6 protein-coding genes are annotated in these 15311 nt (G+C 31.6%); 4 read left to right on the top strand and 2 right to left on the bottom strand.

The genetic code is table 11. The annotated features are described in order from the left end of the window. Positions 1-3: 3 nt before the first annotated feature. Both ACYX4H_RS10475 and ACYX4H_RS10480 read right to left on the bottom strand, forming a co-directional pair. Complete coding sequence (locus ACYX4H_RS10475) at positions 4-3246, bottom strand: DUF8202 domain-containing protein (RefSeq protein ID WP_476236191.1); 3243 nt, start codon at positions 3244-3246, stop codon at positions 4-6. Positions 3247-3472: 226 nt separating this feature from the next. Next, complete coding sequence (locus tag ACYX4H_RS10480) at positions 3473-5044, bottom strand: alpha-L-fucosidase (RefSeq protein ID WP_476236192.1); 1572 nt, start codon at positions 5042-5044, stop codon at positions 3473-3475. A 218-nt stretch (positions 5045-5262) separates the two neighbouring features. Here ACYX4H_RS10480 and ACYX4H_RS10485 point away from each other — a divergent pair, with 218 nt between their 5' ends. The 4 genes from ACYX4H_RS10485 (at position 5263) to ACYX4H_RS10500 (ending at position 15279) form a co-directional block, all read left to right on the top strand. Beyond that, positions 5263-9486: a hybrid sensor histidine kinase/response regulator gene (locus tag ACYX4H_RS10485; protein WP_476236193.1), complete on the top strand. Its 4224-nt coding sequence runs from the start codon at positions 5263-5265 to the stop codon at positions 9484-9486. Positions 9487-9619: 133 nt separating this feature from the next. Then, the gene (locus tag ACYX4H_RS10490; RefSeq protein ID WP_476236194.1) at positions 9620-11503 is read left to right on the top strand and encodes a sulfatase family protein; all 1884 of its coding nucleotides are present in this window, start codon (positions 9620-9622) and stop codon (positions 11501-11503) included. 148 nt (positions 11504-11651) lie between these two features. After that, positions 11652-13475 carry an arylsulfatase gene (locus ACYX4H_RS10495; protein WP_476236195.1) on the top strand — a complete coding sequence of 608 codons (1824 nt, stop codon included), beginning with the start codon at positions 11652-11654 and terminating at the stop codon, positions 13473-13475. Positions 13476-13752: 277 nt separating this feature from the next. After that, positions 13753-15279: an alpha-L-fucosidase gene (locus ACYX4H_RS10500; RefSeq protein WP_476236196.1), complete on the top strand. Its 1527-nt coding sequence runs from the start codon at positions 13753-13755 to the stop codon at positions 15277-15279. Positions 15280-15311 lie beyond the last annotated feature (32 nt).

Consider the following 15311-nt stretch of genomic DNA (forward strand, 5'->3'; position numbering starts at 1 on the left):
ACACTAGTTTATTATTACTTTTTTAGAAATAGTTTTATCATCCATTTCAACGTTTAAAATATAAGTGCCAGATTGTAATTTTAAAGTTTCAACAGCAATGTAATCATCATTGGTATTTAGGGTTTTATTAATAAATGATTGCCCTAAAATGTTGTGTAATGAAACAGTTTTTATGTTTTCATTTATTGAATTAATAATAACAATTTGATTGCTATTATTAGCGTAATGTATTTGAAGATTTTTAGTTTCAAATGTTTCATTACTTAACGCGTTTGCGGTTGTAGTGCCAAACGTTAATTCAAATCTATCAAGATATTCTCCCGCATTCATGTAAGTTTGGTAATTGCTATCCTTTATGTTGTGGTATAAATTAAGCGCTTTATCATGTATGAAAATAGATGTTTCTTCATTAATATTTTCTAAAGATTCAATTTTTAAAGTAATTAAACCTGCTTTATTAATTGTAACACCAAGTGGCAAAACTTGTGAACTATCAAAATTATTAATGGCTTGTATTATTAATTTAGAATTAAGTAAAAACCAGAAGGCATCCTCTTTGTTGTTTTCAATTAAAACACCTTCATAACCCAAATCAAAATTTGCTGTTGCATTGGCATCTGCACCTAAAAGCAGCTCACGATGATACCCTGTTGGTGTGCTTATTAATAAACGTAATTTTTGTCGGGTATCAGTTTCACTAATTTTACTGGTGATGTTTTTCAATTTTTCAGATTCATGAGCTTTTACTTCTTCTTTTTTGAAGGTTCTTTGGGTATTATTAAAAGTAATTTTTCCGCCGCTAACAGTTGTGTTATTAATATTACTATTTACTGTTGAAGATACAATAAATCCTTGCCCAACAGGAATGTGTTTACTAGGCACTGTTGTTTGCGGTATATTGGGTGTATTTAAGCGTGTATTGTGTGTAAGCGCCTTAACGCCTCCCATTAAAGTGTACATTGCATAACCACCACTATACTCTAATGGTTGGTGTGAGTTTGCAGCAAAATGATCCCAATAATAAATGGTGCCATTAATAATATTTTTAGTGTTATTTCCGCCGTTTAAAACCGATATGTTATCTTTTATAAATACATCAGCATCAATAGCAGATGGATACGGATTTCCAATTAAATAGTTATTGTTAGAAACAATGTTTAAGGTAATATCACCATTATTTGGTTGCCCTTTAAATACATAATTTTGGTTGATGTTATTTGTTCCCGGCCCTTTCATAGTAAAGCCTTCACCAGCTTTAATGGCACCTGTACTTCTAACATGTTGCCACTGCGAGCAATTTATGTTAGGGTTGTTGGCGTATTTCCAAATCCAATAATCGGCAATTTTAACGGGCGATGATGTGCCATTATACCCCGATGTTAAAAAACCTATATTATCTATAACACTTTTTGCAGTATAATTTGTGTTACTAGTAGGGGCAACGGGAGATGACCAATAGTTATATGTATACGTGTTTGCTGTACCTTGTTGGTTTAGTTCTAAAGAGCCAATGCTACTAGAATCATAAAAACTACCAAGTGTTTGTATAAGTTGAGATTTACCTTCTAAATCAATACTACCGTCTATTTTTAAATAATGCGTAACAGTTAAAGCGTACCCTGTTTTATCATTGTTGTTGCCAGTTAAAACTAATGATCCGTTAGGGTTTACAATTAATCCCAAAACATTTCTATCGCCGTTATTTTGTTCAGGAATTAAATTGTTATTATCATTACTTAAAGTAGTATTGTGATTTATAACAGCTATAGCATTGTTAATTGTTTGGTTTGAAAAACTACAAGATTTTGCGCCAGGGATATATTGCACATTACCGTTAAGCCACGTATTTGGGTTGTCCCAATGGCCATTTTGAGCTGTTTGGTAAGGCAAAGGAGCTGTTTGTGGTTCCAATCCATTAAAGTTAATCATAGAAGCATCGTTATTGTATTTTGATGCGTCTTTTATACTTCCAAAAACCACTGTATTCATGGGATAATAACCCAATAAATCTTCCCAAGAAATTGTATTAATATCATTTTTTTCTGTTGAAGCAGGCAGTACTTTACCCGCAACATTACATTGAGCATCTTCTTTAATTTCTTGATTCATAATAAACCGAATTTGGTTTGCGGTTAAAGCAGTTTTCCAAATTCTAATTTCATCAATACTACCATTAAAATAATTTTTTGGATTTTTATGGTTTGAAGCACCAATTAAAAAATGGGCATCGGTGCTGTTTTCTATAGCAGGTTTTGTTGATGTTTTGCTTTCTAGAATACCATCAACATAAAGCATAAACGTGTTGCTATTACTGTTGTAAGTTACTGCAAAATGATGCCATTGGTTTTTTAAAATAGCTGTTGAAGCTTCAATGTTATGACTGTTATTATTGTTTTTCCAAGAAAATTTAAGCGTGTTGTTAATTGTTGTTGAAACAGTATAACCATTAGTGTTGTTAAGTTTTGAAACAATATCAAAGTTACCATTTGAAGCCAATTTTACCCAACCACTAAGCGTAAAGCTTGTATTGTTTAAATTGTGAACATTGCCAGCGCTTAAAAATGAATTTGTGTTTTGAAATGAAGCTGCTCTAGGGATTTCTGGTGTTATTTGAGTTGAAGCAAACGTAACATATTTAGTACCTGTAAAATAAAAACTAGCCTCAAGTTTTGTGCTGTTAGCTTTCATAGTTACAGATGTTACATTACTGGTGAAATTTTCATCATCGGCAATTAACATCACATAAGTACTATTGCTACTTTTTGTACTTGAAACCAAGTGTTCTGGAATTGAAATTTTAATTGTAGGTATAGTATCTGTAACAACAAATTTCCAAATTCTTGCAATAGCTATTGCGCTAACATTGGTTGCCGTATTAGGTGTTGAATCACTGTAATTTACGGTTATTGTAGATGCAGATAATGTACTTTTGTTATTATGCCCACATGCAAGAAAACTTTTGTTGTTAAAAAAAGTTTCAGTGTTTAATGTTGCTATTGTTTTAATGCCAATGGTAATATTGTTATTTGCAGCCTGAGATTGTTTTTTATTTAAGTTTGAAGCATCATCTCTACCAATTACAATTACGTTGTTGTTATAATTTCCATTTTCAGATATATTCCAAATATTATTACCACTAGAATCAGTGTAGTTTTGGGCTGTATTATTTTGTGCAAATATTAAAGTACCGAAGCACAATAATATTTGCAAAGGCAAATACCTTGAAAGAGGGACAATTATTTTCATTATTGGTTAAGTTTTAGCTTTGGGGGCTAATTACTCGTCAAAAGTATAAATAACATCTTTTAAATGCAAAAATAATCGATTAAGTGTTGTTTTTGTTTTTATTTTGAAAGAATAAGACTTCTTTTTTTGTGTTTGTTCAATGGAGGGAATAATTTATAATGATATTCATAAAAAAACCTCAGATGATTAGTCTGAGGTTTTAAGCTTTTATTAAAAAGAGGTATTGTTAATCTACATGAGCATCAACAGCGCCACCAATATTGTTTTCAGTATAGCCTTCTAGCGTTATTTTGTAAGCATGCGCATAATTTGAAGGATAATTATCTGCAGCATTAATTATAAGGCCTTCATCATTTCTTTCCCAAGTAATAGTTTCATTACTACCTAAAAGTTCAATGCTTTCAATTTTTGAATTTAAAAGACCAATTTGTTTGCTAAAAGATTTAATAACCGTTTTTTCAGAAGGTTTATCCATTACAATGGCATAAAATTCTTTATCAGATTTTTTAGTAAATCTTATATCTTTATTAGTGTATTCAATTTTTAATTTTTCAACTTTATGGCCACCTTCAGGTAATCTTGTTGGGCCTTCGCCAAAAATAGTATAAGGTCTTGTGCCATAAATAGCATCGCCGTTAACCTCTAACCAAGCGCCCATTTCTGTTAATAAATTAGCCATAACATCAGGAATAGTACCGTCAGGATTTGGTGGTACATTTAATAACATTAGCCCGTTTTTTGATACTATATCAACAAGAATATCAATAAGTTCATTAGGTGTTTTAAATTTGGCACCTGGTCTGTAAAACCAAGCCCCTGGTGATGTATCTGTTAACCAAGCATTTTCTTTAGGTTGGTTTGGGCGGCCTCTTTCATAATCTTTAACAGCAGCATTTTCATTAAATGTGGTTTCTTTGTAGCAAACCACTACGTCTTTTCCCCATTCTAAACCTTTGTTATAGTAATACGCTAAAAATTCTGTTCTACATTCTTCAGTCATGTTTTCCAACCACCAGTCAAACCAAATTAAATCGGGTTGATAAACATCAATAAACTCTTTTAATTTTGCCCACCAATCTGCATAAAACTGTGCGTCTGGAGTATCAGAATCTATGGGGTGTGGGTTGGTGTATAAATCATAATCTTTTGGGTTTATACCGCCATGTGCGTGTGCTGGTGCAAAATATTTCCAAGTAAAAGCATGATGAAAAGACCCCATAAATTTCATGCCTCTGGCTTCAATTTCTTTTTTTAATAGGGCAGAAGGATCAATACCTCCATAATTCATAGAATTCCATCGTGTAGATTTTGCATCCCACATAGCAAAATTATCATGGTGCATAGCTACTGGTCCCGCAAATTTAGCACCAGATTTTTCAAATAATTCGGCCCAAGCTTTGGCATCAAAACCAGAAGGATTAAATTCTTCAATTATATGTTTATATCCGTATTTTTTTGGATTTCCGTATTTCTTTTTGTGATGAATGTAATTATTTGATGGTTTTCCGTTTTTGGTAGGTACTTTTTTGCCATCTTCATACATTTTCATTCCGTGCCAACCAGCATACCACGTATCTGGGTCGCCACCTACAAAAGCATTACTAACAGGGCCCCAATGGGCATAAATACCAAACTTAGCATCTTGAAACCAATCTGGTGTGGCATTTACAGTGTTAACAGATTCCCAAGTAGCTTTGTATGGTTCTTTTTTTGTGTTTTGTGCATTTAAGTTTAAAGCAAAGCTTAAGCCTAAACCAAAAAGGAATGATAATTGGCGCGTTTTTTTAGTTAATCGCATTTTAAGTGTTTTTTTATTAATTGAAATATCTTTTATTCTTTTTAAACGAGATACCTGACAATACAAAACTAAATGTAAACTAAAGTAAGTTTTAAGACATATGATTTAGTTTAGGCTACAAATGATTTTTAAAATGAAATTAAGAGCAACAAGTGTCTTTTTCATTTTAAATTACATTGTATATTTATATTATCTCTCAACAGAATAGTACATTAATTATGACCTTTAACAAACGTTTCATTACTACATTATCTAATATTATTGTTTTCTCAATAATTCAAATTATTAATGCCCAAAGCAATATAAAATTTGAGCGTATTACCACAAGCGAAGGTTTATCACAAAGTGATATAAATTGTATATATCAAGACCATGAAGGTTTTATGTGGTTTGGTACTTTTGATGGTTTAAATAAATATGATGGCTATAAGTTTGATAATTATGTGCCTAACCCAAACAACAAAAATAGCATTAGTAGTAACATAATATTTACTATTAGTGGCGATAAAAAAGGTAATTTATGGATTGGTACCACCGGCGGCGGATTAAATAAATTTGATAAAAAAACCGAAACGTTTACTAAGCATTATCACATAGAAAATGATAGCACAACAATAGATAGTGATATGGTAAGAGTAGTTTTTGTTGATAATAAAGACAGAGTTTGGGTAGCTACCGATAGAGGAGTTAATTTATTAATAGATGAAACACCAAAAGGTAAAATGATATTTAAGCGCTTAGAGCTTCCATTTAATAAAATAATAAAAACAATTTACCAAGATAAAATGGGTACCATTTGGTTTTCTGCTACTGAAAAATTATTTGAACTTGTTGAAACTAATGATGGCACGTTTAAATTTAAAAAACTTAATTACAGCCCCGATGTACTCAATAGCACTATTTCATATTTAGGTGAAGATAAAAAAGGTAATTTACTAATTGGCACTACAAAAGGCTTATTTGTAAAGAGCTTAAAACACAAAAAAAGAAAAGCAAAACAAGTGTTGAAAACTGCCGTAAAATCTTTGGTTATTGATAATGATAATAATTACTGGGTGGGCACCAACAACGGTGTTTTACAATATGAATTTAATGATAAAGGGAGGCAATTAATAAAAGAAAATCACTTTATTTATGATCCTGTTAACCCAAATAGTTTAAGTAAAAACTTGGTTAATTTATTGTACAAAGATAAAACAGGCATTATCTGGATTGGTACTAACGGTGGTGGCGTAAATAAAGTAAACCCCAAGAAAAAACAATTTCTTCATGTAAAAAAAACATCAAGCCCCAATAGCTTAAGTTATGACAAAATTAGAGCGCTTTTTGAAGACAGTTTAGGTAATGTTTGGATTGGTACTGAAGGCGGAGGTCTCAATTTACTTCCTAAAAATGAAATAGGTAAATATAAAAACTTTAAAAAATTTGAAAAGGTTTTAAGAGGTTTTGCGCTACAAGAAGTTGAAATAAACAACCGAAAAAAATTATTAATTGGCGATGGAAATAAACGTGGCTTATATATGTTAGATATTGAAGATGCCACTAATAAAACCAACACCAAAACAGAACTGCTATTAGAAACCACAAATAGTGTTTTTTCTATATTAAAAGATACAGACAATACCATTTGGGTAGGCACATACAATGGTGGTGTATATAGAATGGTGAAAAATAAAAATGGGTCTTACAATGTGTCTGTATTTAAAAATAACCCAGAAAATAAGTACAGTATTTCTAATAATATTATAAGGTATATTTACCAAGATAGTAAAGGAAATATTTGGTTTGCAACAGGTGATGGCTTATCAAAACTAGAATATAATGAGCTTTTAGAAGAAGACCCTATGTTTGATGTTTATAAAACAAGCAAACAAGATGCTAACTCTATAAGTCATAATTACATTATGCCAATATATGAGCATTCATCTGGCGATATTTATATAGGAACTTTTGGTGGCGGCCTAAATAGGTATATACCACCTAGAAATGGCAGCTCTGAAAAGTTTATGAGGTATTACCAAAAAGATGGTTTAGCCAATAATGTAGTAAAATCTATTTTAGAAGACCATTTAGGACATGTATGGATATCAACAAATAAAGGACTTTCAAAGTTTAACCCAGAAAATCAAACCTTCAAAAATTATGATGTAAATGATGGTTTACAAGACAATGAGTTTCAAGAATTAGCAGCTTTAAAATTAAGCTCAGGAGCTTTAATGTTTGGTGGTATTAACGGTTTTAATGTGTTTACACCAAGTCAAATAAATGATAATGTATTACCTTCAGAAACCATAATATCAAATTTTTCAATTTTCAATGAAAAAATAAAAGTAGGCCAAACATATAATGAAACTGTGGTTTTAGATAGTGCCATAGCCTACAAAAAAAATCTAAACTTAAAGTATAATCAAAATAGTTTTGCAATTGAATTTACAGGCTTGCATTATGAAGCGCCATTAAAAAATAAGTTTTCATATAAGTTAGAAGGTTATGATAAAAATTGGATAAACTCAACATCTAATAATAGATATGCCAATTACACCAATATATCACCCGGAAATTACACGTTTAAAGTAAAATCATCAAACAGTGATGGTGTTTGGGATACCACACCAAGTACATTAAATTTGTATATAGCACCACCTTTTTGGAAAACAAATTATGCCTATCTTATATATACATTACTTACAATAGGGCTCTTATTGGCCTTCAGAAAATATACTATTATAGGCACAACCCGAAAGCATCAATTAGAATTAGATCAATTAGAAAAGGAACAAAAAGAAGAACTTCAAAAAATAAAATTAGAGTTTTTTACTAACATTTCACATGAGTTTCGTACACCTTTAACACTTATAAAAGGACCTTTAGATTATTTACTAACATCTAATACAACAAAAGATAATGAAGTAGTGCAAGAGCAAGCACAAATCATGCTAAAAAACACCAATTATTTATTACGGTTGGTAAATCAGCTTTTAGATTTTAGAAAAATAAACCAAGGAAAAATGAGGCTTGTATTACGCAATACAGAAATAATTAGCTTTGTAAAAGATATAGGAGAGCCTTTTCAGTTTATAGCACACAAGCAAGATATAGATTTTAATATAGAATCACCGCATAAAAGTATTAAAGCATGGTTTGATCATGATGCGCTTGAGAAAATAACTAAAAATTTACTGTCAAATGCATTTAAATTTACGCCTGCAGGCGGTGAAGTTACCGTTAATATTTTTAAAGAAACTAATGAGCTACAAAACCAAAATACAGATTTTGTTATAATAAAAGTTAAAAACACGGGAGTTGGTATTAGTAAAGATGATATTGAAAATATTTTTGAACGTTTTTACACCAAAAAAAATAAAAAGCGAAATACCGATTTTCAAAACGGAGCAGGTATTGGTTTAGCCTTCACTAAAAATCTTATAAATTTTCATCAAGGCACAATTAGCGTTGAAAGTGAACCTAATAAAACAACTACTTTTATTGTAAAATTGCCACAGCGTAAAACAGCTTATGAAAACATACCAGAAATAAGTATAAAAGAAAAAAACGAAAGCGATTTTCTAGTAAGAAGTTCAGAGCAAGAATCGTTTGCAATTCAATTAAATGATGAAATAACAGATTCTCAAATATCAAGTTATCGCTCTAAACTCCCCGTTTTATTAGTAGTTGATGATAATAAAGATATAAGAAGTTTTATAAAGCGTGCTTTAGGTGAAACATACAAAGTATTAGAGGCTGAAAATGGAGCCGAAGGTTTAGAAATAGCCAATAAAGTAATACCAAACATTATACTAACCGATGTTATTATGCCGGTAATGGACGGTATAGAACTTTGTAATAACTTGAAAGCACAAAACAAAACTAGCCATATTCCTGTAATTATGTTAACAGCAAAATCTTCAAACGAAAGCGAAATAGAAGGTTTAAAAATAGGAGCCGATGGTTACATGAAAAAACCATTTGATATAAATATTTTAAAATTAAAACTTAGTAATATTTTAAAGTATAGAGAAGGTTTAAAAAAGAAATTTAATAGAGAAATAACACTGCAGCCAGAAGAAGTTACCGTAACATCATTAGACGAAAAGTTCTTGAAAAAAGCCATTGAAATTGTTGAAAAACATATGATGAATACAGATTTTAATGTAGAACTTCTGGTGAAAGAAATGGGCCTAAGTCGTAGTAATTTATACGTTAAATTTAAAGAGCTTACGGGGCTTTCATCAAGTGCGTTTATTAGAAACATTAGGCTAAAAAGAGCAGTTCAACTTTTAGAGCAAAGTAATTTTTCAGTAAAAGAAATTATGTACATGACAGGGTTTAACACCTCATCATATTTCTCACAATGTTTCAAAAAACAATTTGGTATGTTACCCAGAGAATACGTAAAAAAAATAAAAGCCGAAAAAGCCAAAGCTTCACAAAATATATATTAATCACAAAAAAACATCATGGGGTCTAAAAATTTAATTTGTATAACTTTTGTACATATTTTAAATACTCATGAATATGGACAAAAAGGCTTTTTTAACTATATTTCCACATCAATTAAACACTTAACTATACAATATGAATTTTAATTTAAAACCTTTATTTTTTTTAATGTTAGGTTTGTTGTTTTTAAGTTGTAAACAGCAACAAGAAAACGTTCAAATAGACCCGCCAAACATAGTTTGGATAACTTCAGAAGACAATTCAAAACACTACATGAAATTGTTTGATGAAAACGGTGTTGCAACACCAAACATTGAGGCATTAGCAAGCCAAGGTGTAGTTTTTAACCATGCATTTTCAAATGCGCCAGTTTGCAGTGTAGCACGTTCTACGCTAATTTCGGGAAGTTACGCTCCAAGAGTTGGTGCGCAGTTTCATCGAAAAATAGAACAGGTGCCAATGCCAAATGGTGTAGAAATGTACCCTGCTTATTTAAAAAGCGCAGGGTATTACACTACAAACAATGCTAAAGAAGATTATAATTTTGTAAAAAGTGATTCCGTTTGGGATGATTCTTCAAAAAAAGCAACCTATAAAAACAGAAAAGAAGGGCAGCCATTTTTTCATGTTGTTAATTTAGGTGATTCTCATGAAAGCAGACTGCATTTTTCTGAAGAAAAAATGAAGAACAACCCAACAAAAACAGATGTTAATACTGTTTTTGTGCAACCTAATCATCCAAACACAGAGGTGTTTAAATACACAAATGCCTTTTACAGAGATAAAATGGTGCACATTGATAAGCAATTAGGTGAAATAGTAAAAGAATTAGAAACTGATGGCTTATTAGATAACACTATTATTTTCTATTTTGGAGATCACGGAGGTGTGTTACCAGGAAGTAAAGGTTATATTTATGAAACGGGTTTACATGTACCTTTAGTGGTTAGGGTGCCAGAAAAATATAAACATTTGGTTAATGCTAAAATTGGCGGAAGAGAAGATGCTTTTGTAAGTTTTAAAGATTTTGGGCCAACACTTTTAAACTTAGCAGGTATTAAAGTTCCTGAAGGTATGGATGGTAAACCTTTTATGGGTGAAAACGTAACCAAAGAATACCTTGCAAGTTGCGATGAAACTTATAGTTATGCCGATAGGTTTGATGAAAAATATGATATGGTACGTACCGTTAGAAAAGGTAAATACAAATACATGCGTAGTTACCAACCATTTAATTTTGATGGTTTAATGAACAATTACCGTTATAAGCAATTAGCATACAAAGAATGGGCTAAATTATATGATGAAGACAAATTAAACGAGGTTCAAGCCGCATTTTTTAAAGAGCGACCAGTTGAATTACTATTTGATGTTGAAGCAGACCCCTACGAAACTAAAAATTTAGCAAATGATGATAACTTCAAATCTAAATTATTAGAATTGAGAGGAAAGTTAAATAATTGGGTAGAAAGTATGCCAGATTTATCATTCTATCCAGAGCATTATTTAATTGAAAATGCTTTTGATAATCCTGTAAAATTTGGTCAAGACCATAAAGAAGATATTAAGCGTTATATAGATATTTCTAACCTAAGTTTATTGCCTTTTAATGAAGCAAAATCAACTTTAGAAAAAAGTTTAAATTCTTCAGATCCTTGGGATAGATATTGGGCATTAATTAACTGTAGTATTTTTGGTGAAGAGGCTAAAGAATTTATACCAAAAATAGTTGAAATATCTAAAACAGATTCAGAATTAATTAACAAAGTTAGAGCAGCAGAATACCTTGGCTTAATAAAGCATACAAGCCCTGTAAAAGTAATGACAAATGCACTTTACCAATCAAAACAAGCAGCAGAAGCATTATTAATAATAAACTGTATTGTTTTAATGGATCAAGAACAAGGAGGTCATAAATATCAGTTTAATATAGATGTTAATAAAATTGACAAAGAAATCTTAAAAGTTAAAGAACTAGAACGTAAAATGGATTACATAAAAAATACAATAAACAGCTAGTAATTTAATACGTTATAAAATCAGGAAAGCCTATGAGAAATCATAGGCTTTTTTTAACCATATCAAACACTCAAAAACACATTTGGTGTACAGTAAAATAAAAGTTATAAATAGTTTTGTAATAAACATTCAAACTATATTAAACCCAATGAAATTTTATTTAAGTCTATTTGCTGTAGCGCTTCTATTTTTTAATTGTGCCGAAACTAAAAAACAAACAGCTCAAAAAGCGTTTAAAAAGCCCAATGTTATTTTAGTTATAACTGATGACCAAGGCTACGGAGATATTGGAGCTCATGGCAACAAAATTATAAAAACACCAAATATTGATGCGCTGCATAATGAAAGTTATAGGTTTACAGATTTTCACGTGGGGCCAACATGCGCACCAACGCGCTCTGGTTTAATGACGGGTAGATACGCCAATGAAGTTGGTGTTTGGCACACCGTAGGCGGTTGGTCTTTATTAAGAGAACAAGAAAAAACTCTAGCCGATATGTTTACCCAAGCAGGTTACGCCACAGGCGGATTTGGTAAATGGCATTTAGGAGATAATTATGGCTTTAGGCCAGAAGATAGAGGTTTTCAAGAAACCGTAATGCACGGTGGTGGCGGTGTAGACCAAACACCAGATTATTGGGGAAATACTTATTTTGATGATACTTACTTTCATAACGGTAAACCTAAAAAATATGAAGGTTACTGTACAGATGTGTTTTTTAGAGAAGCCACAAGGTTTATTGGAGAGAATAAAGACAAACCTTTCTTCTGTTATATTTCAACAAATGCACCGCATGGTCCGTACCATGTTCCTGTAAATTATTATAATATTTATAAAGATTTAGGAAATGATGTTCTAAAAGATACACAAAAGCGCTTTTATGGAATGATTACTAATGTTGATGATAACTTAGGTAAACTTCGTAACACATTAAAAGAAATGGGTATTGCAGATAACACAATCTTAATTTTCATGACAGATAACGGAACATCGGCAGGATATTATAACAAAAAAGGAAATATTACCGGCTATAATGCAAATATGAGAGGAACAAAAGGCAGTGAATATGAAGGTGGACATAGAGTACCATTCTACATTTATTGGAAAGATGGAAACTTAGCTACAGGCACAGATATTAATCAATTATCGGCTAATTTAGATGTAATGCCAACATTAGCAGAATTGTGTAAAATAGATTTACCTCAAAATCATTTAGAATTAGCAGGACAAAGTTTAGTGCCTTTCATACAAAACCCTGATAAAAAAGAAGATAGAATGTTGGTAACAGATTCACAAAGAATTCAAGTACCAGAAAAATGGCGAAAATCTTCAGTAATGCAAAACAAGTGGCGTTTAGTAAATGGTGAAGAGCTTTATAATGTTGAAGATGATAAAGGGCAAAAGAAAGATTTAGCTGAAGAATACCCTGAAAAAGTAGCGCAAATGCGTTCGTTTTATGAAAAATGGTGGCAACGCGTGTCTGTGCAATTTAATGAAGAAGTTTACATAAAAATTGGAACACCACAAGAAAATCCTGTTACATTAACATGTCACGATGTACATGCCGATAATGGTAAACAACCATGGAATCAGCGCTATATTAGAAGTGGCGCAAACGGAGAAGGTTATTGGGCTATTAATGTTTTAAAAGAAGGCGATTACCAAGTGTCTTTAAGAAGATACCCAATAGAAGCAAATGTTATTATAAACGGAACAGTGCCAGCAATTACAAAAGATGAAAAACCAGGATTAGAAAATGCCTATGCCGAAGGCGAAAATTTAAATTATGTTAAAGCAAACATTAAAATTGGTGAAGTAATTAATCAATCAGTTAAGGTGTCAAACACAGATAAATCGGCTAATTTTAATGTGCATTTAAATAAGGGTAAAACTAAACTGAATGCAAGCTTTTTTAATGCTGAAGGTGAAGAAAACGTAGCCTATTATGTTTACATAACTAAAAAAGGATAGTACTTTAAAATCAGTTTATTTTATAAATGAGGCGTCTATTTCAGACGCTTTTTTATTGTATAATAGCTATTAAAAACCATTTATTGCTATTTTTATTCACTTTCTTACTTTTTAAACTTTTTGTACCAGTTAATTTTACGTCAACCAATAATATCAAGAAGGTAATTGCTTAAAAAAAAAAATCAATTTAACCAATATGTTATAGGTTTTGAATCGTATGTCTTATTAAAGCACTAAATAATTAGGCATATTTGTTTTGGACACTTAAACAAAAAACATGAAACTATTAAAATTAGTTATTATAACAAGTATATTTCTATTTGTATTAAACGTTTCTGCTCAAAAAGAATACAAATCAACTTGGGAATCATTAAAAAAACATAATGCCGTTCCAGAGTGGTTTTCTAATGCCAAACTTGGTGTGTATTTTCATTGGGGTGTATATTCAGTGCCAGCCACCGATGGTGAGTGGTACCCGCGTTGGATGTACGTTCCAGACAGAGATGAAAATCTTTGGGGCGGAAAAGTATATAAAAAACATCGCGAAACTTACGGAGAAGATTTTGATTATCATGATTTTATTCCCATGTGGAAAGCACCTAAGTTTAACGCCAAAGAATGGGTAGACATGTTTGAAGGCATGGGAGCTAAATTTATTGGTTCAATAGCAGAACATCACGACGGATTTTCCCTCTGGGAAAGCGAGGTAAACGAATGGAATTCTGTAGCTAAAGGCCCAGGAATTGATGTTGTAAAAGCCATTGGAGAAGAAACCAAGAAACGTGGTTTAAAATTTATGGCAACATTTCATCATGGATTTCACAACGTATTTTATCCAAAACCCGATTTATCGTATTTACGTCCTGTTACTTTGAATAAATACAATTATGTATATGAAAATTGTGAAGTACCGCAAGATGAAAAATACAAGAATCTATATTGTAACATGGATTATAAAGAAGCACAAGATTTGTGGCTTGGGAAGTTAAACGAAGTCATTGAGGCGCATTGTCCAGACTATATTTGGATGGATTTTGGGCAACGTTTCATTTCAGAAGATTACAGAAAACAATTCTTAAAAAACTACTTTAATAAAGCTGAAAAAGAAGGTAAAGATGTAGTTGTTAATACAAAAGGAGATTTCTTTCCAACGGAACTGGCAGTAGTTAATGTGGAACGCGCAACAATGGAAGATATAACTCCAGAAGTTTGGATTACCGATTTTATTCTGGGTAGCAGTTGGTGTTACAACAAAGAAAAAAGAACAGCTATTAACCCTGCACAAGCAATTAGAATGTTGGCCGAAGTAGTAAGTAAAAATGGTGTAATGTTGTTATCTGCAGGTCCTATGGCAGATGGTACAATGCCTGAAGAACAGGTGAAAGCTATGGAAGGCATAGGTGCGTGGATGAAGATTTACGGCGAATCTATTTACAATACCAAACCGTTTGTAACATTTGGAGAAGGCACAACAGTTTTAAAACGAGATGAAGCCGATGCTTGGAATGAATACGGTGCTATAAAAAAGGGTTTAAATAAATTGAATGCTGAAGATATTAGGTTCACCCAAAAAGGAAAGGTGGTTTACGCTATTCAGTTAGGATGGAATGAAAAAGAATCAAAAAGAACTTTAAAGGTTTTTGCAAATGAAGCTAAAGATTTAAAAGTAAAATCAGTTTCTGTCCTAGGAAGTAAAGAAAAAATACGTTGGAAAAAAACGAAAGAAGGTTTGCTTTTAACTCAACCTAAGCAAAAACCATTAGAGGCAGCAAAAGCCTTAGTGTACAAAATTAACATCAAATAAAAAAGAATTTTTCATGCTGAACTTGTTTCAGC

It is taken from the genome of Seonamhaeicola sp. ABD4_340, assembly GCF_056312135.1.